Origin of the sequence: Nonomuraea terrae (assembly GCF_044465245.1) — a bacterium.
In the GTDB taxonomy this organism is placed as follows: Bacteria; Actinomycetota; Actinomycetes; order Streptosporangiales; family Streptosporangiaceae; genus Nonomuraea; species Nonomuraea terrae.
The window spans coordinates 706423-728152 of record NZ_JBITLL010000005.1 but is presented as its reverse complement, the minus strand read 5'-3'; the positions used below and the strand labels follow the sequence as shown (position 1 = coordinate 728152).

At 70.4% G+C, this 21730-nt stretch carries 20 protein-coding genes; 17 read left to right on the top strand and 3 right to left on the bottom strand.

Features of this window, described 5'->3' with window-relative positions; genetic code table 11:
* The first annotated feature begins 54 nt into the window (after positions 1-54).
* Entirely contained in the window at positions 55-882 is an 828-nt protein-coding gene (locus ACIBP6_RS27155) for a carbohydrate ABC transporter permease (RefSeq protein WP_397056514.1), read from the top strand.
* On the top strand, positions 879-1775 hold the full coding sequence (locus tag ACIBP6_RS27150) for a carbohydrate ABC transporter permease (protein WP_397056512.1): 897 nt from the start codon (positions 879-881) through the stop codon (positions 1773-1775). The genes ACIBP6_RS27155 and ACIBP6_RS27150 overlap by 4 nt, the downstream gene beginning before the upstream one ends.
* A 12-nt stretch (positions 1776-1787) precedes the next feature.
* Here the strand turns inward: ACIBP6_RS27150 and ACIBP6_RS27145 are convergent, their stop codons facing one another.
* Together ACIBP6_RS27145 and ACIBP6_RS27140 are read right to left on the bottom strand one after the other, a co-directional pair.
* Positions 1788-2783 carry an aldo/keto reductase gene (locus ACIBP6_RS27145; RefSeq protein ID WP_397056510.1) on the bottom strand — a complete coding sequence of 332 codons (996 nt, stop codon included), beginning with the start codon at positions 2781-2783 and terminating at the stop codon, positions 1788-1790.
* A 123-nt stretch (positions 2784-2906) separates the two neighbouring features.
* Positions 2907-4394, bottom strand: coding sequence for a DUF1593 domain-containing protein (locus ACIBP6_RS27140; RefSeq protein ID WP_397056508.1), 1488 nt, complete (start codon positions 4392-4394; stop codon positions 2907-2909).
* Positions 4395-4694: 300 nt separating this feature from the next.
* Here ACIBP6_RS27140 and ACIBP6_RS27135 point away from each other — a divergent pair, with 300 nt between their 5' ends.
* The 15 genes from ACIBP6_RS27135 (at position 4695) to ACIBP6_RS27065 (ending at position 20937) form a co-directional block, all read left to right on the top strand.
* On the top strand, positions 4695-5726 hold the full coding sequence (locus ACIBP6_RS27135) for a sugar phosphate isomerase/epimerase family protein (RefSeq protein WP_187368153.1): 1032 nt from the start codon (positions 4695-4697) through the stop codon (positions 5724-5726).
* On the top strand, positions 5723-6631 hold the full coding sequence (locus tag ACIBP6_RS27130; RefSeq protein WP_397056506.1) for a transketolase: 909 nt from the start codon (positions 5723-5725) through the stop codon (positions 6629-6631). The genes ACIBP6_RS27135 and ACIBP6_RS27130 overlap by 4 nt, the downstream gene beginning before the upstream one ends.
* Complete coding sequence (locus ACIBP6_RS27125) at positions 6628-7581, top strand: transketolase family protein (RefSeq protein WP_397056504.1); 954 nt, start codon at positions 6628-6630, stop codon at positions 7579-7581. The genes ACIBP6_RS27130 and ACIBP6_RS27125 overlap by 4 nt, the downstream gene beginning before the upstream one ends.
* Positions 7581-9044, top strand: a complete 1464-nt coding sequence (locus ACIBP6_RS27120) for an FGGY family carbohydrate kinase (RefSeq protein WP_397056502.1) — start codon at positions 7581-7583, stop codon at positions 9042-9044. Before ACIBP6_RS27125 ends, ACIBP6_RS27120 begins: the two co-directional genes overlap by 1 nt.
* Positions 9045-9056: 12 nt before the next feature.
* The gene (locus tag ACIBP6_RS27115) at positions 9057-9734 is read left to right on the top strand and encodes a DUF2291 domain-containing protein (protein WP_132611935.1); all 678 of its coding nucleotides are present in this window, start codon (positions 9057-9059) and stop codon (positions 9732-9734) included.
* On the top strand, positions 9731-11272 hold the full coding sequence (locus tag ACIBP6_RS27110) for a sugar ABC transporter ATP-binding protein (RefSeq protein ID WP_397056500.1): 1542 nt from the start codon (positions 9731-9733) through the stop codon (positions 11270-11272). The genes ACIBP6_RS27115 and ACIBP6_RS27110 overlap by 4 nt, the downstream gene beginning before the upstream one ends.
* Entirely contained in the window at positions 11265-12404 is a 1140-nt protein-coding gene (locus tag ACIBP6_RS27105; protein WP_397056498.1) for an ABC transporter permease, read from the top strand. The genes ACIBP6_RS27110 and ACIBP6_RS27105 overlap by 8 nt, the downstream gene beginning before the upstream one ends.
* Positions 12405-12479: 75 nt before the next feature.
* Positions 12480-13481: a D-ribose ABC transporter substrate-binding protein gene (locus ACIBP6_RS27100; protein ID WP_397056496.1), complete on the top strand. Its 1002-nt coding sequence runs from the start codon at positions 12480-12482 to the stop codon at positions 13479-13481.
* A 133-nt stretch (positions 13482-13614) separates the two neighbouring features.
* Positions 13615-14595 carry a sugar-binding transcriptional regulator gene (locus ACIBP6_RS27095; protein WP_397056494.1) on the top strand — a complete coding sequence of 327 codons (981 nt, stop codon included), beginning with the start codon at positions 13615-13617 and terminating at the stop codon, positions 14593-14595.
* 280 nt (positions 14596-14875) lie between these two features.
* The gene (locus ACIBP6_RS27090; protein WP_397056492.1) at positions 14876-15268 is read left to right on the top strand and encodes a VOC family protein; all 393 of its coding nucleotides are present in this window, start codon (positions 14876-14878) and stop codon (positions 15266-15268) included.
* On the top strand, positions 15265-16140 hold the full coding sequence (locus ACIBP6_RS27085) for a sigma-70 family RNA polymerase sigma factor (RefSeq protein WP_397056490.1): 876 nt from the start codon (positions 15265-15267) through the stop codon (positions 16138-16140). The genes ACIBP6_RS27090 and ACIBP6_RS27085 overlap by 4 nt, the downstream gene beginning before the upstream one ends.
* Before the next feature lie 358 nt (positions 16141-16498).
* Positions 16499-17608 (top strand): sugar ABC transporter substrate-binding protein, encoded by a 1110-nt coding sequence (locus tag ACIBP6_RS27080; RefSeq protein ID WP_397056488.1) that lies wholly within the window; start codon positions 16499-16501, stop codon positions 17606-17608.
* Between the two features lie 58 nt (positions 17609-17666).
* A complete protein-coding gene (locus ACIBP6_RS27075; RefSeq protein WP_132611949.1) occupies positions 17667-18431 on the top strand; it encodes an ATP-binding cassette domain-containing protein in 765 nt (254 codons plus the stop codon).
* Positions 18428-19690 (top strand): sugar ABC transporter permease, encoded by a 1263-nt coding sequence (locus ACIBP6_RS27070; protein WP_397056486.1) that lies wholly within the window; start codon positions 18428-18430, stop codon positions 19688-19690. Before ACIBP6_RS27075 ends, ACIBP6_RS27070 begins: the two co-directional genes overlap by 4 nt.
* A gap of 35 nt (positions 19691-19725) precedes the next feature.
* Positions 19726-20937 carry an ROK family transcriptional regulator gene (locus ACIBP6_RS27065; RefSeq protein WP_397056484.1) on the top strand — a complete coding sequence of 404 codons (1212 nt, stop codon included), beginning with the start codon at positions 19726-19728 and terminating at the stop codon, positions 20935-20937.
* Here the strand turns inward: ACIBP6_RS27065 and ACIBP6_RS27060 are convergent.
* Complete coding sequence (locus tag ACIBP6_RS27060) at positions 20930-21694, bottom strand: neutral zinc metallopeptidase (RefSeq protein WP_397056482.1); 765 nt, start codon at positions 21692-21694, stop codon at positions 20930-20932. The genes ACIBP6_RS27065 and ACIBP6_RS27060 overlap by 8 nt on opposite strands.
* Positions 21695-21730: the final 36 nt, after the last annotated feature.

Sequence of the window (21730 nt, the reverse complement as noted above, 5' to 3'; positions counted from 1 at the left end):
TCACCTCGGCGTCGGGGCGGGCGATGGCGGCCATGGTTGTTCGCCCTGCCCGCCTTGACGGTCTATGTCGTCTTCCTCGTCTATCCGGCCGTGTCATCCCTGTGGTTCAGCTTCACCGACTGGGACGGCCTCAGCCCGGCGTACAACATCGTCGGGCTGGACAACTACGCGCGCATGCTCGAGGACCCGGTGGTGCTGACCGCGGGGAGGAACAACCTGATCTGGTCGTTGGTGACGATCGTCTTCCCGGTGACGATCGGCCTGGCGCTCGCATTGCTGCTGAACGGAAAGGTCCGCGCCAAGCCCGTGCTCCGGCTGATCTTCTACGCGCCTGGCGTGCTCCCGCTGGTCTCGATCGCCTCGATCTGGGGGTGGCTCTACAACCCCCAGTACGGCGCCATCAACTCCTTCCTGAGCCTGATCGGCCTCGGTGACCTGGCCCAGCCGTGGCTCGGACAGGACTCCACCGCGCTGTGGGCCGTGATGGTGCCGGCGGTGTGGCTGCGGACGGGGTTCCCGATGTTGCTCTACATCGCCGCCCTGCAGAGCATCCCCGCGGAGCTGTACGAGGCGGCGCGGGTGGACGGGGCGAGCCGGTGGCGGCAGTTCTGGCACGTCACCATGCCGAGCCTGCGGTCAGCGCACTACATCGTGCTGGCGCTGTCCCTGATCGACTCCTTCAAGGTCTTCGACATGATCTACGCCATGACGTACGGCGGCCCCGGCACGGCCACCCAGGTGATGGGGACCTGGATGTACGCGAACGTCTTCCAGTACTACCAGGCCGGTTACGGCACGGCCATCGCCGTCGTGATCACCCTCATCGCGATCGCGGTGGGCATCCCCTACGTGCGGTCGCAGACCCGGGAGCGTGCGGCATGACCTCGGTCACCCCCATCACCACGACCCCGGCCGTCGCCCCGCCGAAGACGGAGCGCCCCTCCGCCAAGGACACCGTCAGGGGCGGCCTCGTCCTGACGGTCGTGACGGGCGTGGTGGCCGTCTTCTGGATCTCGCCGCTGGCGCTGCTCGTCGTGACCGCGATCCGGCCGCTGCCGGACTTCATCGGCAACGGCCCGCTCTCCTGGCCGTCGGCGTTCACCTGGGAGAACTTCTCCGACGCCTGGGACATCGGGAACTTCGCCACCACGTACGGCAACAGCGCCCTGTTGTTGATCCTCAAAGTGCCGCTCGGCGTGCTGATCTCGGCGATGCTCGGATTCGCCCTGGCGAAGCTCCGGATGAAATTCCGCCGGACCGTGATGTTCTCGGTCTTCCTCGGGCTGACGATCCCGATCTACATCGCGATCGTCCCGGTGTTCATCATGATGCGCACCGCCGGCGCGACCGACAGCGTCATCGGCCTGATCGGCCCCTACCTCGCCTTCGGCATCCCGTTCGAGGTCCTCGTCCTGCAGTCGTTCTTCCGGCAGCTCCCGAACGAGATCATCGAGGCGGCGCGCGTGGACGGGGCGGGCGACTGGCGGATCTTCTGGACCATCGTGCTGCCGCTGTCCGCGCCCGCCCTGGTCACGGTGCTGATCCTGGACGCCGTGGCCACATGGAACGAGTTCCTGTTCGCCCTGATCCTGCTGAACTCCGACGCGAACAAGACCCTTCCCGTCGGGCTGCTCAACTTCCAGGGCCAGTTCTCCAACAACACCACCGGCCTGGCCGCGGGGATCCTCATCGCGGTCGTGCCGATCCTCCTCGCGTACACGCTGCTCCAGCGGTGGATCGTCGCCGGCCTGACCGCCGGCGCCACCAAGGGATGAACAGCCCCCCGGCTACAGGTGCGGCCGGAGCAGCGTGAGGTCGGCCGGTGAGAGGCGGTCGGACGCGGTCGCCGCCTGGTGCCAGTAGGGGTAGAGCAGGGGCTGGCGGCTGACCTCGTCCAGCCGGGCGCGCTCCTCCTCCGACAGCTTCAGGTCGGCCGCGGCCAGGTTGTCGGCCAGTTGCTCCGTGGTGCGGGCGCCGATCACCAGCGAGGTGACCGCCGGTCTGCCCAGCAGGTACGCCAGCGCCACCTGCGCCGCCGAGACGCCGTGTCCCGCCGCGATGTCGAGCAGCACCTCCACCGTGTCGTAGAGCTGCTCCTCGTCGCGGACCGGCGGCTCGTTCCACTCGGTGAGCTGGCGGCCTTCGGCCGGCCGCACGCCCCGGCGGTAGCGGCCGGACAGCAGGCCCCCGGCCAGCGGGCTCCACACCAGCACGCCGAGGCCCTGGTCGACGGCGGCCGGGATCAGCTCGTACTCGGCGTCGCGGGCCTGTAGGGAGTAGTAGATCTGCTGGCTGACGAAGCGCGGCAGGCCGAGCCTGTCGGCGATGCCCAGCGCCTTCATGAGCTGCCAGCCGGCGTAGTTGGAGACGCCCACGTAACGGACCTTGCCGGAGGTCACCAGGTGGTCCAGGGCGGCCAGGGTCTCCTCCAGCGGGGTGCTGCCGTCCCACTCGTGCACCTGGTAGAGGTCGATGTGGTCGGTGCCGAGACGGCGCAGGCTCGCCTCGGCGCCGGTGATGACGTGGTGCCGGGACAGCCCGGCGTCGTTGGGGCCGTCGCCCATCGACAGGCGCACCTTGGTGGCGAGCAGCACCTCGTCGCGGCGCCCCTCGATCGCCTTGCCGACGATCTCCTCGGACAGGCCGGCGGAGTAGACATCGGCCGTGTCGATGAGGTTCACCCCGGCGTCCATGCACATGTCGATCTGGCGGCGCGCCTCCTCCACGCCGGTGGAGCCGACGTAGGCGAACTTGCCCGTGCCGCCGAAGCTCATGGTGCCCATGGTGAGCACCGATATCCGCAGGCCTGACCGGCCTAGTTGACGGTATTCCATGGCGTTGATCCTCTGCTGAAGCGTGACACCACCCGGCGAACCGTCACGCCCGCCGGGTGGTGTCGTGTGGTGTCAGACGACCTGGATGATGACCCGGTCGTACCGCTTAAGGGGGAACGTGCCCTGGTCGGTGCCTTGGAGGATGACCGAGATGGTCTGGCCCGGTGTGGCGTCCGACGGGACGGTGACGGCGGCGCGGTCGTGGCCACGGTCGGTGATGGTGACGGTGCCGGGGTAGGTGCCTTCCTCCCGGTACTGCCACCAGCCGAGCTGCACGGGGGTTCGGTCGGGATCGTCGGCGCGGCCCGCGAGGGTGACCGTGGAGCCGGGACGTGCCGGGACCGTTTCGCCGCCGAGGATCTTCACGGTGGGCGCGTGGTCGCCGTCCCCGTACCTGGGGGTCAGGGTCCAGCGCATGCGGGCCGCGAAGTCGTTCTGCGCGGCCCCGGCCCACCGCAGCGTCGTGTAGTCGCTGACGTCGGCGCCGGTCTCGTCCTTCTCCGTGTCCACCATGGTCCACAGGTTCGGCGTGGTGCCGGTCCGGGTCGCCCGGCCGCCCCAGCTGCCGAGCAGCGGGTTGCCCGGGTCCTGGATGCCGGTGTCGAGCAGGGGGTTGAAGGCCACGTTGTCGCCCTCGGAGAGGAAGTCGTACGGCTCCAGCGGCTTGCACCAGCCGGACGGGGCGCGTTCGGGATCGCCGAAGATGTCGAGCGGGTCGCCCGGCATCGACTGACCGTCGAGCCAGGAACGGTAGAGCGAGCCCAGCGGCCCGATCTGGATGTTCTGCTTGATCCACGCGCCGCTGAAGTAGACGCGGTCAGCCGGGAGACCTCGAACGTTGCCCTGACCCCGTGAACAGTTGTAGCCCCAGGTGGCGTAACCGGCCGCCATGTTCTGCACGCGGATGTCCGGCCAGACGGGGGCTATGTATGTGGCGTAGGTCTCGTCCTGGAGGCCACTGGCGAGGATCACCGCCTTCTTGGACACCTGGTCCTTGACGCGGGGCCACTGATTCGTGCCGGCGAACCGCTGCTCGATCGACTTGAGGGCACGGGCGATGGTGTTGGTGCCGCCCCACGCCTGGAGGTACAGGGGACGGGCGTCACGGTCGAGCAGCAGGTCGCGGATCAGGTCCGACCCCTCGGTGTCCTTGGCCATCTCGCCTTCGAACTCGATGTTGCCGATCTTGACCTTGGACAGCAGCTCGTTCGGGGCGGGGTAGTGCGGGTCGTGCCTGCGCAGGTTGGGGTAGACCTCGGCGTACGCGCGCAGGGCCTGGTCCTGGATGGTCCGCGTTCCGGTCCACCGCCACGACGTCTGCGGCGTGGCGTACTCCCGGTCGGGCAGGAAGAACGGCGTGCCCTTGCCGTCCCCCGACCAGTGGAATTTGCTGCTGGTGTAGACGATGCCCTGGGTGTCGAGCTCGTTGGTGTAGAGCAGGTACCGGATGAGTGAGGCGTAGTCGTCCTGCTCCATGTCCGTGGTGACGACCGTTCTCGGCCGGTCGCCTCCCCGGGAGTCGGCCGCGGCGGGGAGCGCGTTGCCGGTCACGCTGAGCATCCCGGCGAGGGTCGCGATCGCACAGGCGAGTACGCCGGTGCGGCGGCGCCAGGGGACTGAGAGCTTGGTTGGAGGCACGGCAACCCTTCTGTGCATATTTATTCGCTACCGACTGAGCTGAAGGGGAGTATCCGCTTCGCCGGTAGATCTCGTCAAGGTTTCCAAAATGTGACAGATCGTCACGCGCCAACGCGGACGACGGACAGCTAGGGCCCCGAGACGGTCCCGGCCGTGGCCACGCCCCGGCACCGGTCCGGGCGGCCATTGACACTCGAATTAATCCTCCCTTAACGTGCGAGCATGTCTGATCGTCATCGCATAAACATTCACACCCATGATGAGCCGATCTACGGTGCCGGCATCTGGCACTTCGCCACCTACGTCGACCGGTACGCCACCGACGGCTACGGCGAGCCCCGCACCGTCCTTGACGCGATCAAGCTCGCGGGGGCCGTGGGGGAACTGTCCGTCGTGGATCTCAACTGGCCGTTCCCGCCCGGCGGCATCAGCACCGCCGAGGTGAAGGACGCGCTGGCCGAGCAGAATCTGCGGGCGATCGCCGTGACACCGGAGTTCTACACCGGCAAGTTCATGAAGGGCGGCTTCACCAACCCCGACCCGGCGCTCCGCCGCGACGCCATCGAGCTGGTCGCCGCCGCCGCCGAGGTGGGCCGCGAGCTGGGCATCGACTACGTCAAGCTGTGGCCCGGCCAGGACGGCTACGACTACCCCTTCCAGGCCGACTACTCCGACCTTTGGGACAAGTCCGTCGACGCGGTCAGGGAACTGGCCCAGGCCTTCCCGGACCTGAAGTTCGCCATCGAGTACAAGCCGCGCGAGCCGCGCAACCGCATGGTGTTCTCCTCCGTGGCCCGCACGCTCCTCGCGATCGAGGACATGGGCGTCGACAACGTCGGCATCCTGCTCGACTTCGGCCACTCGCTGTACGGCGGCGAGACCCCGGCCGAGGCCGCGAAGATGGCGATCAGCCGCGGCAGACTCTTCGCGATCGACGTGAACGACAACTTCCGCGGCTGGGACGACGACATGGTCGTCGGTTCCGTGCACCTGCTGGAGACCTTCGAGTTCTTCTTCGCCCTGCGCGACGCCGGCTGGCAGGGCGTCTGGCAGCTCGACCAGTTCCCGTTCAGGGAGGACTCGGTCGAGGCCGCCCGCGCCGGCATCCGCACGATGCGCGCCTTCCACCACGCCCTCAACTACCTCGACCGCGACGAACTGGCCGCCGCCCAGTCCGCCCAGGACGCGCTGGCCGCCCAGCGGGTCGCCAAGCGTGCCCTTTACCGCGCGCTCGCCGAGAGCGAATCCGCATGACCGCCCTGGACATCGCCTCTCGGCCGCTCGAACTCGACGAGGCCGCCGCCCGCGCCTACGTCGAGCGCGGCGCACGCCTGCGCGCGGCCACTCCGGCCGAGGCGGCCCCCGAACTGGCGACGATCGCCACCGGCATCCGCCGTGACGTCCTGACCACCATCCAGGCGGCCCGGATGGGCCACGTCGGCGGCGACCTCTCGGTGACCGACCTGCTCGTCACCGCCATGTGGGGGACGCTCGGGCTGGATCCGTTCGACCCGGCCAACCCCGAACGCGACCGGTTCATCCTCAGCAAGGGTCACTGCGCCGCCGCTCTCTACTCGACGCTCGCCTCCTGCGGCTTCTTCTCCCGAGAACGGCTGTCGGAGTTCATGGCGCCCCTGTCACCGCTGAACGGCCACCCCAACCGCGTCAAGGTGCCCGGCGTGGAGACCAACACCGGTCCGCTCGGGCACGGGTTCCCCGTCGCCACCGGGTGCGCGCTCGGCGCGAAGCTGCGCGGGGAGACCTGGCGGACCATCGTCGTGCTCGGCGACGGCGAGATGCAGGAGGGCAGCAACTGGGAGGCCGCCATGACGGCCGCCCACTACGGCCTGGACAACCTCACCGCCGTGGTCGACCGCAACCGCCTGCAGCAGGGCGCCCGCACCGAGGACACCAAGAAGCTCGAACCGCTCGACGACAAGTGGGCGGCGTTCGGGTGGGAGGTGCGCGTCATCGACGGACACGACCACCAGGCGATCAAGGAGGCGTACGCGCCGTCGACGACCGGCCGGCCCGTGGCCGTCGTCGCCAACACCGTCAAGGGCAAGGGAGTCTCGTTCATGGAAGACCGCGTCGAGTGGCACCACAAGGTGCCCACGGACGAGCAGGTCCGCCTCGCACTCGAAGAGCTGAGCCGATGACCGCCGTGGCCGAGCAGACCCCCACCTTCGACTGCCGGATCGACTTCGCCGACGAGCTGATCACGCTGGCCCGCGCCGACGAGCGCATCGTGGCCGTGTGCAACGACTCGGTGGGGTCCAGCAACCTCGTCAAGTTCCGCGAGGAGTTCCCGCACCGCCTGGTCAACGTCGGCATCGCCGAGCAGGATCTCGTCGGCGTCGCGGCCGGGCTGGCCAACGCCGGTTTCATCCCGTTCGTGTCGGCCGCCGCGCCGTTCCTCACCGGCCGGGCGCTGGAGCAGATCAAGGCCGACGTCGTCTACAGCGACCGGCACGTGGTGCTGTGCGGGCAGAGTCCCGGCATGGCGTACGGCGAGCTCGGCCCGACCCACCACTCCATCGAGGACATCTCGTGGATGCGGGCCGTCCCCGGCCTGCCGGTCGTGGTGCCCGCCGACCCGGCCCAGACCCGCGCCGCCGTCCGCTGGGCCGCCGCGTCGGGACGCCCCTCCTACCTGCGCATCCCCCGCTTCAAAGTCCCCGCGGTGACTCCCGCCGACGCTGTCTTCGAAACGGGCAGGGCGACGAGGCTGGCCGAGGGCGGCGACCTGACCGTGATCGCCGTCGGCACCATGGTCTCGCGCGCCCTGGACGCCGCGGCGTTGCTGCGCGAGGAGGGCGTCGAGGCCCGCGTGGTCAACATGACGTTCGTCGAGCCGCTCGACGTGCCCGAGGTCGTGGCCGCCGCCGAGGAGACCGGCGTGATCGTCACGGCCGAGGAGGGCCTCGTCTCGGGCGGCCTGGGCGCCGCCGTGGCCAAGGTCGTCGGCGAGCACCGGCCCGTGCCCGTGCGCATGGTGGGCGTGCCCACGTTCGCGCCGACCGGCAGCACGTCCTTCCTGCTCGACCACTTCGGTCTGAACGCCGACGGCATCGCCAAGGCTGCCCGCGAGGCCCTGGGACGGTCCTGATGGAACCGCTCATCCTCGCCGTCGACCAGGGCACGAGCTCCACGAAGGCGCTGCTGGTCAATGCCTCGGGCGCGATCACCGCCCGGGCGAGCGCGCCGCTGTCGCAGACCCATCCCGGCCCTGGCCTGGCCGAACAGGACGCCGCCGAGCTGCTCGGCAGCGTCCGCGACGCGGTGGCCGGCTGCCTGCGCGAGGCCGACCCGGCCGCGGTGCGCGGCGTCGGGCTGAGCACCCAGCGCGAGTCGGTGGTGTTGTGGGAGGCGAGGACCGGCCTGCCGGTCGCGCCGCTGGTCGGCTGGCAGGATCAGCGGGGTGCGGCGCTGACCGCAGGAGTGGCCGAAAAAGGGTACGGCGACCTGGTCAGGCGCCGTACCGGCCTCCCGCTCGACCCGATGTTCTCGGCGTCCAAGATGGCGGCCCTGCTGGACCGGCACGACCCGGCGCGCCGCCGCAGCCGCCGCGGCGAGCTGCGGCTCGGCACCGTCGACGCGTGGCTGCTGGACTCGCTGACCGGCCAGTTCGTCACGGAGGTCGGCAACGCCTCCCGCACCCAGCTGCTGGACCTCGCGACCGGCGACTGGGACGACGAGTTGCTCGACCTCTTCGACGTGCCGCGTGCCGCGCTGGGCAGGGTCGTGGCCTCCACCGGCCCCTTCGGCGAGATCCGTGGCCTCGGGCCGTTGCCCGACGGGGTCCCGGTGACGGCGGTGCTCGGCGACTCGCACGCCGCGCTGTTCGCGCACGCGGGCTGGCGGCCCGGGGTGGTCAAGGCCACCTACGGCACCGGGTCGTCGGTGATGACGGTCGCCGAACCGGGCGGCCCCGCGGGCGCCCTGTGCGACACGATCGCCTGGTCGGACGGGAGCCCGTCGTTCGCCCTGGAGGCCAACATCCGCTCCAGCGGGCGGACCCTGACCTGGCTGGCCGATCTGCTCGACGTTCCCGCCGACCGGATCATCGACCTCGCGGCCGGCTCCGACGCGGGAGACGTGACCCTGGTGCCGGCCTTCGGCGGGCTGGGGGCGCCCTGGTGGGACCCCGGGGCGGTGCCGCTGATCGCCGGTCTCGACCTCGGAACCTCGCGCGCGCAGCTCGCGCGGGCCGCTCTGGAGTCGGTGGCCCACCAGATCGCCGACGTGCTGGCCGCCCTTCCCGGGCTGCGCAGGCTGGTCGCCGACGGCGGCCTGACCCGCAGCGCCGCCCTCATGCAGCTGCAAGCCGACCTCACCGGCGTCGAGGTGGCCCGCACCGCGCATCCCGAGCTGTCCGCCGCGGGCGCGGCCGGGCTGGCCGGGCTCGGTCCGGGCCTGTGGACCATCGCCGACCTGGAGGCGCGAGCCGACCGCGACCTGGAGGTCTTCACCCCTGCCTGGGACGACGAGCGGCGAGAGCGCGCCGTCGCGAGGTGGCACCAGCGCCTCAAGGTCGCCAGAGACCTGGGCGCACGCGCTAACGGGAGCTAACGGGAGTACGCCATGACAATTGCGCAGGATCAGCCACCCGGCTGGAGCGCCCCCGCCCGCCGCGGCCCGATCACCCTCGGCCGCGTCAGCCTGATCGTGCTCGTCCTCGTGATCATCGCGATCCTGACGAGCACGACGTACCGGCCGGACACCGCGCCGCGGGCGGGCGAGCAGGCCAAGTTCGACCCGGCGAAGTACGGCGCGCAGACGTACGAGCCGAAGGTGGTGCCGGCGATCCAGGAGAAGGCCGTCGACATCGTCACGCTGCAGAAGGCGATCGCCGCCGACCCCGACGCGGCCGGCCAGAAGTACGGCGCCCGCGACGGCACCGGCCCCTACAGCTTCGCGGTCTCGCTGACCGGCACCGCCGGCAAGCCGGAGAGCGGCCTGCTGGAGGTCAAGGTGCCCGAGCTGGACGACGACACCAGGGTGTCGGTGCAGATCGGCCCCGCGATCAACGGCACGGCGCTGCGCGACGCCGTCGGCTTCGTCAAGTTCGGCCAGTTCACCAACCAGGTCGAGTACGCCGACGCCGGCACGGCCCTGAACAACCAGGTCAAGGCCAAGGTGCTGGCCTCGCTCGACCCCGATGCGCTGGAGGGGAAGAAGGTCACCGTGGTGGGCGCGATGACGCCGCTGACCGCCGACGTGCTGACGGTGACGCCGATCTCGATCGAGGCCGCCTCGTGACCGCCGCGCCCGCCCCCGTCCTGCGCGCCGTCGACGTCACCAAGGTGTACGGCGGGACGCAGGCGCTCAAGGGCGTCTCGCTCGACATCCTCCCCGGCCGGGTCACCGTGCTGTTCGGCGAGAACGGCGCCGGCAAGTCCACGCTCATGAAGATCCTCAGCGCCGTGGAGTCGCCCACGACCGGCCAGGTGCAGCTCGACGGGCAGGTGGTGGAGTTCGGCAGCGCGCGGGACGCGGCCGACCGGGGCATCTCGATCATCCATCAGGAGCTCAGCCTCTGCCCCAACCTCAGCATCCAGGACAACCTGTTCCTGGGCCGCGAGCGCATCCACCGCGGCCTCTTCCTCGACCGGCGGGCACAGCGCTCGGCCGCCGCGGAGGTGCTCGGCCGGCTCGACGACGAGCTCAACCCCGACCTGCCGGTCAGCGAGCTGCGCCTCGGCCAGCAGCAGCTGGTCGAGATCGCCCGTGCGCTGCTGCAGAACGCCCGAATCCTGATCATGGACGAGCCCACGTCGGCGCTCAGCGCGCCCGAGGTGGAGGTGCTCTTCCAGGTCATCCACGAGCTCAAGGCACACGGCGTGGCGATCGTCTACATCTCCCACCATCTGGAGGAGGCGCTCGACATCGCCGACGACGTGGCGGTGCTGCGCGACGGGTCCATGGTGGCCACGGCCCGGGCCGCCGACGTGGACCTGGCCTGGGTGGTCCGCAAGATGGTCGGGCGCGAGCAGGACGACCTCTTCCCCGTGCGCGACCCCCAGCTCGGGCCGGTGGCGCTGGAGACCGTCGAGCTGTCGGTCGCCGACCCGGCCAACCCCGACCGGCTGGCCGTCGACGGCGTCTCGCTGACCGTGCGGGCGGGGGAGACGGTCGGCGTCTACGGGCTGATGGGCAGCGGCCGTACCGAGCTCATGGAATGCCTGGCCGGGCGGCTGCCCGCCGCGTCCGGCGAGGTCCGCCTGCATGGCGAGCCGGTCACGGGGAGCGTCCGGCGGCGCATCCGGGCCGGGCTCGCCCTGGTGCCGGAGGACCGCCAGCGCGACGGCCTGGTGCAGACCATGAGCGTCGGCCAGAACCTGTCGCTGGCCGCGGTGACCAGGTTCGTCCGGCGGCTCATCGTCGACCGCGGCGGTGAGCGCCAGGCCGTGCAATCGATGATCTCCGACGTCACGGTGAAGACGGCGGGGCCGGACGCCCCGATCGGCTCGCTCAGCGGTGGCAACCAGCAGAAGGTCGTCATCGGCAAGGCGCTGATGACCGGCCCCCGCGTGCTGCTGCTCGACGAGCCGTCCCGCGGCGTGGACGTCGCCGCCAAGGCCGACGTCTTCGAGCTGATGGCGCGGCAGGCCGAGCGCGGCCTGGCCGTCCTGTTCACCACTTCAGAGGCCGAAGAGGCCCTGCACATTCCCGACCGCCTGCTCGTCCTGGTCCGCGGCCGCCTGGTCGCCGACCTGCGGGCGGGCGAGATCACCCGCGACCGGCTGATGAGCCTGGCCGACGGCGCCGACACCAGCGAAGAGACCAGCCATGTCTGACACACTGACCAACGACCACGCGGCCCTGGCGGGTCAACGCCGGCAGGCGGCCGCGGAGGCCCGCCGGCTCAAGACCCTCAACACGATCTTCGAGCTGCGCGCGTTCATCGCGCTCGGCGTCCTGATCATCGTGTTCTCCCTGCTGTCGGACTCGTTCCTGACGGTCGACAACCTGATCACGATGACCAAGCACGTGGCCATCAACGCGGTGCTCGCGCTCGGCATGCTGCTGGTGATCCTCAAGGGCGGCATCGACCTGTCGGTCGGCTCCATCGTCGGCCTGTCGGGGGTGATCGCCGGCGAGCTGCTCCAGGGCGTACACCTGAGCCTCTTCGGCGTCATCGCCTACCCTCCGGTGTGGGCCGTGGTCATTCTGTGCGTCGCGGCCGGGGCCGTGGTCGGCACGATCAACGGAATCCTCGTCACCCGCCTGAACGTCGCACCCTTCATCGCGACCCTCGGCATGTTGTACGTCGCCCGCGGCGCGGCCCTGCTGATCTCGGGCGGTACGACGTACCCCGATCTCGCGGGCGATCCCAGCACGCACAACACCGGCTTCGACTGGATCGGCGGCGGCCGGCCGCTGGGTCTCCCGGTGGCGATCTGGATCATGATCATCCTGGCGGTGCTGATCGCCGTGCTGCTCCGCTCGACGGCCTTCGGCCGCTGGCTGTACGCGACCGGCGGCAACGAGCGGGCCACCCAGCTCAGCGGCGTCCCCGTGCAGCGGGTCAAGACGATCGTCTACATGATCTCCGGCGCCTGCGCCGCGATGTCCGGCCTGATCATCGCCTCCGAGCTCACCTCGGCCGCGCCGCAGGCGGGCGACAGCTTCGAGCTGAACGCCATCGCGGCCGTGGTGATCGGCGGCGCCGCCCTGTCGGGCGGGCGGGGCACCGTGCGCGGCACGCTGGTCGGCGCCTTCGTGATCGGCTTCCTCGCCGACGGTCTGGTCATCCTGGGCGTTTCGACGTTCTGGCAGATCGTCATCAAGGGCACGGTCATCGTGGTCGCCGTCATCCTCGACCAGAGCCAGCAGCGCTTCCAGCGGCGCGGAGCCGCCGCGTCGGCGGTCGCCGTGGCTGCCGCGGCCGAACCGGAACCGGCCGCCGCGGCCAGATCCGACCGCTGACCCGTCCCTTCACCGTTCCATGCCCAGCCTGATCCCCTTGCCGAGCCGACGGCGAGACACCCAATGGAGGTAACGATGAACCACCCCGGCCGTCGCCTGGTCGTCCAGGCCGCAGCGGTCATGGCGGCAGGACTGCTGTCGCTCACCGCTTGCGGATCGTCATCGTCCGACGCGCCCGAGGGAGCCTCGGCCTCGTCCGGCGGCTCCTCGGCCAGCAGCAATCTGATCGCCATCATCACGCCGTCGCCGGACAACCCGTTCTTCAAGGCCGAGGCCGACGCCGCCAAGAAGAAGGCCGAGAGCCTCGGCTACGAGACCTCGGTCGCCTCGCACGACGACGACCCCAACAAGCAGAGCGAGCTCATCGACGCCGCCATCTCGCGCAAGGCCGCGGCGATCATCCTCGACAACGCCGGCGCCGACGCCTCGATCGGCCCGGTGAAGAAGGCCACCGACGCGGGCGTCCCGGTCTTCCTCATCGACCGGGAGATCAACCAGACCGGCATCGCCAAGGCCCAGATCGTCTCCAACAACTCCCAGGGCGCGCAGCTGGCCGCCCAGGAGTTCGTCAAGGGCATGGACGGCAAGGGCAACTACGTCGAGCTCACCGGAAAGGAGTCCGACACCAACGCGGGCGTGCGTTCCAAGGGGTTCAACGACGTCATCTCGCAGTACCCCGACATGAAGAAGGTCGCGGTGCAGACCGCGAACTGGGACCAGCAGGAGGCCTTCTCCAAGATGGAGACGATCCTGCAGCGCAACCCCGACATCCAAGGCGTGATCGCGGGCAACGACACGATGGCCCTGGGCGCCGTCGCGGCGCTCAAGGCCGCCAAGAAGACCGATGTCGTCGTGGTCGGCTTCGACGGCAGCCCCGACGCCATCGCCCAGATCAAGGCGGGCACCATGCTGGCGACCGCGCTGCAACCGGCCGCTCTGGGCGCCGAACGCGCCGTCGAGCAGGCCGACACGTTCATCAAGACGGGCTCCACGGGCCAGCCGGAGAAGCAGTCGATCGACTGCGAGCTCATCACGAAGGACAACGCCGACCAGTACGGCGTCTTCGCGAAGCTGTGAGCTCTGACGGCCGAGGGGTGAGGCAGGACGCCCGCATCTCCCCTCGGCCGTTCCACCGTCTACCATGCAGACCGGACGCTCCACGGGCGCCTTCGGGGGCGTCCGCCGGAGCAAGAGAAGACAGGACGAACCCGTGGCGATCGCTTCGACTCCCAGCCCCGACCATCTGCGGCTGCTGGTCAAGGTGGCCCGCATGTACCACGAGCGCGGCCTGCGCCAGCCGGAGATCGCCTCGCAGCTCAACCTGTCCCAGCCCCGGGTCTCGCGCCTGCTCAAGGAGGCCGTCGCCCGCGGTGTCGTGCGCACCGTCGTGGTCTCGCCCGACGGCGTGCACGCCGAGATGGAGGGGGCGCTGGTCGAGCAGTACGGCCTGCGCGACGCCGTGGTGGTCGACACCGACGGCGTCGGCCCCGACGTCATCCCCGCCCTGGCCGCCGCGACGGCCACCTATCTCGACGCCACCCTCAAGGGCGGCGACGTCATCGGCATCTCCTCCTGGAGCGCGACGCTCCTGGAGGCGGTCAACGCCATGCGCGCCAAGACGGTCCCGGTCGCCGAGGAGGTCGTGCAGATCGTCGGCGGGTCGGGCAGCCCCGAGGTGCAGCTGCACGCGACCCGGCTCACCAGCAGGCTCGCCGAGCTCACCGGGGCGCGGCCGGTGTTCGCGCCGTCGGCCGCCTTGGTGCACAGCCGCGAGCTGCGCGACCTGCTGTCGAAGGAACCGGCCATGGCCGAGGTGATGAAGTCGTGGTCACGGCTCACCCTGGCCCTGCTCGGCATCGGCACGCTGGAGCCCTCGCCCCTGCTGCGCCGTTCCGGCAACGCGATAGAACCCGCGGACCAGCGCCAGCTGGAGGAGCTCGGCGCGGTCGGCGACGTGTGCACCCGCTACTTCGACGCCGACGGGCGGCCCGTTGAGGCCGATTTCGACGATCGCATCATCGGCATCTCGCCCGACCAGCTCCGCGCTGTCGAGCGGCGGATCGGCGTCGCCGGGGGCGAGTCGAAGATCGCCGCGATACGAGGAGCCGTCCGCGGCGGCTGGGTCAACATCCTCATCACCGACGTCGAGGTCGCCCGGGCCCTGCTCAACCGCGGCACGCCATTGCGTTAGCCCAGGTCAGGAGGCCGGCCCCAGGAGCAGCGGTCCCGCCTGATGGCGTCGGCACGGTGTCAGAGGCCCTCGACCTAGCCGGCGGCGATGTCGTCGGGTGGGTTGGTGTACAGCCGCAGGTAGCGGTCGTCGGCGTGGCCGAGGCAGGTGCTGAGCCCGGACGCGTGCCGCCGAGCCACACCCCGAGCGCCCGGTGCTGTTACCTTCTCCCGTCGGCACTCGTCATAGGGGCGACGACCGAATACGAACGGTCGTCGCACCCGAGTGAATCGAGAACAGGATGCTGACCAACATCATGTACGTGACGATCTACGTCACCGATCAGGACCGCGCGCTGAAGTTCTACACCGAGCGACTCGGCCTGGAAAAGCGGATCGACTTCTCGGGGCCCGACGGACGGTTCCTCACGGTCGGCGTTCCCGGCAGCCCGGTGCAGATCCTCCTGTGGTCGCATGCGGCGGCCGCGGGACAGCCGGGCGACGTGGGCCAGCATGCCGCGCCCGGCCCGTTGATCCTCGAATCTGATGATTTGCGAAAGGCTTTCGCGATCCTGCGCCGGCGTGGCGTCGTCTTCGAAGAGTGGGAACCCGTGGACTATCCGTTCGGGGTCCGCGTCGAGGCGGTGGACCCGGACGGCAACCGGGTCTCGCTCCGTCAGCGGCGGAAGCCGTGACCGCCCACCCCTCCGGCCTCGTGACCGAGGCGTTCGAAGCCCAGCGCGATCGGCTGCGCGCCCTCGCGTACCGCATGCTGGGCTCGCACGCCGACGCCGAGGACGTGGTCCAGGAAGCCTGGGTGCGCCTCGTCCGCCAGGACGAGGCGAGCATCGGCAACCTGGCGGGTTGGCTGACCACCGTGGTCGGCCGCATCAGCCTGGACCTCCTGAGATCCCGTCAAGCCCACCCCGAGACCGCCTACGGGCACGAGTTCGCGGACCTCGTGGTGAGGCCGGCCGACGACCTCGCGCCGGACGATCAGGTGGCGCTGGCCGATTCCGTCGGTCTCGCGCTGCTCGTCGTGCTCGACTCGCTCACCCCGAGTGAGCGGCTGGCGTTCGTCCTGCACGACATGTTCGCGGTCCCATTCCACGAAATCGGCCAGATCCTGGGCAAATCCACCGACGCCACCAAGATGATCGCCAGTCGCGCCCGCCGCAAGGTCCAAGCCACGGACCGGCCGGCGGGCACCGGCCGCGAGCACCAAGAAGCCGTCCAGGCGTTCCGCGCGGCCGCGCTCAGCGGCGACTTCGAAGCGCTCCTGCGTGTCCTCGACCCGAACGTGAAGCTGACCGTCGACACCCCCGACGGCGTGGTCGTCACCCTCGGCGCCACCGGGGTCGCCGCCGGCGCCCGGATGTTCTCCGGTGAGGCCGCCCGCCACCGACCCGTGCTGGTCAACGGCATCCCCGGCCACATGTCCTGGCGCCCCGACGGAACCCCTCTTTCCGTCATCGCCTTCACCGTCGCCGAAGGCCGGATCACCGGCATCCACATCGTCGTCGACCCGGCCGAACTCGCCTCGATCCATCTGCCGGCCCCGGCCTGAGCCGGTGTCGTCAGGGCGGGCTCGGCCGCGCTCGGCCGCTTGTACCAGGCCGGATCCGCGCAGGGCGATCCAGATCAGGTGGGTGTCGAGGGAGGTGACGGCGGCCGCGATCAGGTGCGGCACACCTCGACGTTCTCCCGGTGGGCGCCGGAACGGGTCCTCACCGGCGGCCGACCATCGCGTCCAAAGGCCGGCCATGGCTCACAGCCTTTAACCGCGGGCGTGGTGCAGGTTGGAGCGGTGTTTCTGGATTGTTACTTGAAACAACAAATGGCGCCCTTCCCAAGCAGGCCGTCCCGGAATACGTTGCCGCAAACAACATTCATCCGGGCCCCTCCGGAAGAAAGGACCCTGCACTATGCGCAAGGGGATCCTCAGCACGACCGCCGCGGCAGCAGCGCTCGCCCTCGGTCTCACCGCCTGCGGGGGCGAAAGCGGTCAGACCACGACGTCGACCTCGTCCGCCGCGCCATCGGCGCCCGCGGGCAAGATCGGCGTCATCCTGCCGGACAGCAAGTCCTCCGACCGGTGGGAGACGGCGGACCGCAAGTACCTCCAGGAGGCCTTCGAGGCCGCCGGTGTGGAGTACGACATCCAGAACGCGCAGAACGACAAGACGCAGTTCCAGACCATCGCCGACCAGATGATCACCAACGGCGCCACCGTGCTGATGATCGTGAACCTGGACAGCGGCACCGGCAAGACCGTCATCGACAAGGCCAGGTCGCAGGGCGTGGCCACGATCGACTACGACCGCCTGACGCTCGGCGGCGGCGCCGAGTACTACGTCAGCTTCGACAACACCAAGGTCGGCCAGCTCCAGGGCGAGGGCCTGGTCAAGTGCCTGACCGACAAGAACGCCGACAAGCCGATCGTGGCCTACCTGAACGGCTCGCCGACGGACAACAACGCCACCCTGTTCAAGAGCGGCTACGACGGCGTGCTCAAGCCGAAGTTCGACGCCGGAGAGTACGTCAAGGGCCCCGAGCAGTCCGTGCCCGACTGGGACAACACCCAGGCCGGCACCATCTTCGAGCAGATGCTGACCCAGGAGCCCGACATCGCCGGGGTGCTGGCCGCCAACGACGGCCTCGGCAACGCCGCCATCACGGTCTTGAAGAAGAACAACCTCAACGGCAAGATCCCGGTCACCGGCCAGGACGCCACCGTCCAGGGCCTGCAGAACATCCTCGCCGGTGACCAGTGCATGACCGTCTACAAGGCCATCAAGAAGGAGGCCGACGCCGCGGCCAAGCTCGCCGTGGCGCTGGCCAAGGGCGAGAAGCCGGCGGCGACCAGCAGCGTCAAGGACCCGGAGACGGGCCAGGACGTGCCCGCCGAGCTGATGGAGCCGCAGGCCATCTACGCCGACAACGTCAAGGACGTGGTGGCCGACGGTTACGTCACCAAGGAGGAATTGTGCACCGGCGACTTCGCCGAGAAGTGCACCGAGGCGGGAATTCAATGACATTGAGGGGTACGGCCCGCGCCACGAGCGCGGCCGTACCCCCTGTTTAGGGAGCTACATGACCCCCCTCCTTGAACTGCGCGGGATCGACAAGAGCTTCGGTCCGGTGAAGGTCCTGCACGACGTCGGGCTCTCCGCGTACGCCGGCGAGGTCACCGCGCTCGTCGGCGACAACGGCGCGGGCAAGTCGACGCTGGTCAAATGCGTGAGCGGCATCTACCCGATCGACGCCGGACAGATGTTCTTCGACGGCCGCGAGGTCCACGTGCACAGTCCCCGCGACGCGGGCGAACTGGGCATCGAGATCGTCTACCAGGACCTCGCCCTCTGCGACAACCTGGACATCGTCCAGAACATGTTCCTCGGCAGGGAACGCAAGAACGGCCTCCTCCTCGACGAGGACACCATGGAGGAGCTGGCGGAACGGACGCTCAGCGGGCTGTCCGTGCGCACGGTCACGTCCATCAGGCAGCAGGTCTCCAGCCTGTCCGGGGGGCAGCGGCAGACCGTGGCGATCGCCAAGGCCGTGCTGTGGAACAGCAAGGTCGTCATCCTCGACGAGCCCACCGCGGCGCTGGGCGTGGCCCAGACCGCGCAGGTCCTGGAGCTGGTGCGCAGGCTGGCCGACACCGGCCTGGCCGTGGTGCTCATCTCCCACAACATGAACGACGTGTTCGCCGTCTCCGACCGGATCGCGGCGCTCTACCTCGGCAGGATGGCCGCGCAGGTCAGGACCGCCGACGTGACGCACGCGCAGGTGGTCGAGCTCATCACCTCCGGCCGGAGCGGCGAACTGGGCCTCAAGAACGGGGTCACCGCATGAGCAAGGTCAAGGAACTCCCCGGAGCGGCCATCGTCGCGGCGACGCAGGTCCCCTCGGTCAGGAACACCGCCGCCGCGTATGTCCAGCGGGTGCGCGGCGGCGAGATGGGAGCGCTGCCGGCCGTGCTCGGCCTGGTCGTGCTCTGCGCGGTCTTCGCCACGGCCCGGCCGTCCTTCTTCACCGCGATCAACTTCGCCAACCTGTTCACGCAGGGCGCGGCGGTCACGCTCATCGCCATGGGCCTGGTCTTCGTGCTGCTGATCGGCGAGATCGACCTGTCGGCCGGCTTCGCCAGCGGCGTCTGCGCGGCGGTGCTCGCCGTCACGCTCACCAGCGCCGGCCTGCCCTGGTACGTGTGCATGCTGGCGGCCATCGTGACGGGCGTGGTCATCGGCGTCGTGCTGGGCACCCTGGTCGCCAAGGTCGGCATCCCGTCGTTCGTGGTCACGCTGGCCGCGTTCCTCGCCTTCCAGGGCCTGGTGCTGGTGCTGGTGGACGAGGGCACGAACATCTCCATCCGCGACGAGATGGTCGTCGCCATCGCCAACAGGAACCTGCCGCCGTGGCTCGGCTGGGCCCTGTACCTCGTCTGCGTGGCGATCTACGCCGGCGTCCAGCTCCGCCGGGCCAGGAGCCGCACCAGGCGGGGGCTGGCCGCCGACCCGCTGTGGCTGATCGGCGCCCGCGTCGGCACGCTGGCGCTCGTCGCCGGGCTCGCGGTCGCCGCGCTCAACCTCGAGCGCAGCCGCAACCCCAACCTCGTCTCGCTGACCGGCGTGCCGATCGTGGTGCCGATCATCCTGGCGCTGCTGGTCCTGTGGACGGTGGTGCTGCGCCGCACCTCGTTCGGCCGCCATCTGTACGCGGTCGGCGGCAACACCGAGGCGGCCCGCCGGGCAGGCATCCCGGTGGACCGGATCAAGATCATGGCGTTCGTGATCTGCTCCTCGATGGCCGCGATCGGCGGCATCGTGGCCGCGTCCAGGGCCAGCTCCGTCGACCCGAACACCGGCGGCAGCTCCGTCCTGCTGTACGCGGTCGGCGCGGCCGTCATCGGCGGCACGAGCCTGTTCGGCGGCAAGGGACGGGTGCTCGACGCCGTGATGGGCGGCGCCGTGGTGGCGGTCATCGAGAACGGCATGGGCCTGATGGGGTACGGTGCCAGCGTGAAATACCTGGTCACCGGGTCGGTCCTGCTGCTGGCCGCGGGCGTCGACGCCCTGGCGCGTAAACGGGCGTCCGCTGCCGGGCTAAGGTGATCAGCGACTCGCGGCCCTTCAGGGAACCCCAGACCATGCGTGCCGGCCCCTCACAGGAGGACATCAGGCGCCACAATCTCGGCGCTCTGCTCCGCCATGTCCACCTCGGCGGGCCGATCTCGCGCTCCGAGCTGACCAACCGGATGGGGCTCAACCGCAGCACCATCATGGCGCTGACCTCCGACCTCACCGCCGCCGGGCTGGTGCGCGAGGAGCTGCCGCGCGAGACGGGCCGCGCCGGGCGGCCCTCTCTCGTGGTGCGCCCGGAGTCGGCGCGGGTCTACGTGTTCGCCTTCGACGTGGGCCCCGACCGGCTCGCCGCCGCCCGCGTCGGGCTCGGCGGGGTGATCCTCGACCGTCGCGAGGCCGTGCGCGAGCGCGGCGCGTTCCAGCTGGACGAGCTGACCGAGGTGCTGGCCGGGTTCGCCCGCCGGATGCGGCGCAAGACCACCGCCGACACCGTCTGCGTGGGAGCGGCGGCCGCCGTGTCGGGCGGGGTGCGCAAGGGCGACGGCGTGGTGCGGTTCGGGCCCAACCTGAAGGCCGAGGAGGTGCCGTTCGGTGAGGAGCTCGCCCGCCGGCTCGGCCTCGGCCTGCCCGTCAGCGTCGGCAACGACGCCAACCTCGGCGCCCTGGCCGAGCACAGCCGCGGCATCGGGGCGGCCGCGCGCGACCTCATCTACCTGCACGGCGACGTGGGCATCGGCGGCGGCATCATCGCCGGCGGCCACCTGCTCGGCGGCCACGAGGGCTACGGCGGCGAGGTCGGCCACATGGTGGTCAACCCCGGCGGGCGGGCCTGCGGCTGCGGCTCCCACGGCTGCCTGGAGGCGGAGGTGGGGGAGCGGGCGCTGCTGGAGTCGGCCGGCCGCTTCGGCGGGCAGCAGGGCCGCGACGCCGTCCGCGCCGTGGTGGAGGCCGCCGACCGCGGCGACATCGTGGCCCAGGAGGCGCTCAACCGGGTCGGCGAGTGGCTCGGGCTCGGGGTGGCGAACCTGGTGAACATCTTCAACCCCGAGATGGTGGTCTTCGGGGGGATGCTGCGGGAGATCTACCTCGGCTCGGCGGCCCAGGTCCGCAGCCAGCTCGCCCTGCACGCGATGGCGCCGCAGCGCGAGCGCCTGCGCCTGCGCACCTCGTCGCTGGGCGACGCCGCCACCCTCGTGGGCGCCGCCGAGCTGGCCTTCTCCAACGTGCTGTCCGACCCGCTGGAAGTGCTGGCGCGGGCGCACGCCCAGCTCAGCTGATCTTGTCCCGGCCGGCCGTCCACGTGTTGCAGAAGCCGGTGGCCCCGCCCCGGTAGCCGCGGTTCTGCCAGAACGCCAGATTGCGTGGCTTGCCGTGGATGTCGCTCTCGTCGGCCAGGCGGACCGCGTCCATCCACGCCTCCCATCCGATGCCGGGGTCGATCGAGTCGAGCGCGGCGCTGTAGAAGACGCCGGCGAAGCACTCGGCCTGCATCTCCAGCCGGTGGTTCAGCAGCCGGCGGGCGTCGCCGGAGGCGGGGCCGTACAGGGCGCTCTGCGCGGACAGCACCCCGATGAGGCCCTGCACGTGGTGGCCCCACTCGTGGGCGACCGAATGTGCCAGATTCATCCTGAACGGCTCGCGCACGTCCTCCTCGGTGACGCGGATCACGATCGTGCGCTGCTGCGGGCAGTACTGCGCGCCGCTGCCGCCGATCGCCCCGCAGACCGAGTCGTCCCCGGTCGTGATCTGGACCGCCGGCGGCGTGTACGCCAGCCCCGCCGCGGCGAACCGGTCCGCCCAGAAACGGTCGGCGCACTCGGCCGTCGCCCGGTGGAAGGACCGGAGCGAGGCCACGCGGCCCGCCCGGATCGAGGGGATCGCGCAGTCATGCGGGACCACCTCCCCGCCCATCACGCCCATCAGCCCGCCGCCCTGCCCGGGACCGGGGGCCGCCAGGGCCGGTGCGGGCACGCCCAGGACCACACCCAGGATCACGGGCAGGCACAGGAGCGGCGCCAGGAGGAAGATGCGCACGATCGCGGATCCTAGACGTTTCCCGGCCGAGCGGGG

Excerpts from the sequence above, each read along its gene's own strand:
- ACIBP6_RS27150 (WP_397056512.1), top strand. The coding sequence starts at position 879 with ATGACCTCGGTCACCCCCATCACCACGACCCCGGCCGTCGCCCCGCCG.
- ACIBP6_RS27145 (WP_397056510.1), bottom strand. The coding sequence starts at position 2,783 with ATGGGCACCATGAGCTTCGGCGGCACGGGCAAGTTCGCCTACGTCGGC.
- ACIBP6_RS27140 (WP_397056508.1), bottom strand. The coding sequence starts at position 4,394 with ATGCTCAGCGTGACCGGCAACGCGCTCCCCGCCGCGGCCGACTCCCGG.
- ACIBP6_RS27135 (WP_187368153.1), top strand. The coding sequence starts at position 4,695 with ATGTCTGATCGTCATCGCATAAACATTCACACCCATGATGAGCCGATC.
- ACIBP6_RS27130 (WP_397056506.1), top strand. The coding sequence starts at position 5,723 with ATGACCGCCCTGGACATCGCCTCTCGGCCGCTCGAACTCGACGAGGCC.
- ACIBP6_RS27125 (WP_397056504.1), top strand. The coding sequence starts at position 6,628 with ATGACCGCCGTGGCCGAGCAGACCCCCACCTTCGACTGCCGGATCGAC.
- ACIBP6_RS27120 (WP_397056502.1), top strand. The coding sequence starts at position 7,581 with ATGGAACCGCTCATCCTCGCCGTCGACCAGGGCACGAGCTCCACGAAG.
- ACIBP6_RS27115 (WP_132611935.1), top strand. The coding sequence starts at position 9,057 with ATGACAATTGCGCAGGATCAGCCACCCGGCTGGAGCGCCCCCGCCCGC.
- ACIBP6_RS27105 (WP_397056498.1), top strand. The coding sequence starts at position 11,265 with ATGTCTGACACACTGACCAACGACCACGCGGCCCTGGCGGGTCAACGC.
- ACIBP6_RS27100 (WP_397056496.1), top strand. The coding sequence starts at position 12,480 with ATGAACCACCCCGGCCGTCGCCTGGTCGTCCAGGCCGCAGCGGTCATG.
- ACIBP6_RS27090 (WP_397056492.1), top strand. The coding sequence starts at position 14,876 with ATGCTGACCAACATCATGTACGTGACGATCTACGTCACCGATCAGGAC.
- ACIBP6_RS27080 (WP_397056488.1), top strand. The coding sequence starts at position 16,499 with ATGCGCAAGGGGATCCTCAGCACGACCGCCGCGGCAGCAGCGCTCGCC.
- ACIBP6_RS27075 (WP_132611949.1), top strand. The coding sequence starts at position 17,667 with ATGACCCCCCTCCTTGAACTGCGCGGGATCGACAAGAGCTTCGGTCCG.
- ACIBP6_RS27070 (WP_397056486.1), top strand. The coding sequence starts at position 18,428 with ATGAGCAAGGTCAAGGAACTCCCCGGAGCGGCCATCGTCGCGGCGACG.
- ACIBP6_RS27065 (WP_397056484.1), top strand. The coding sequence starts at position 19,726 with ATGCGTGCCGGCCCCTCACAGGAGGACATCAGGCGCCACAATCTCGGC.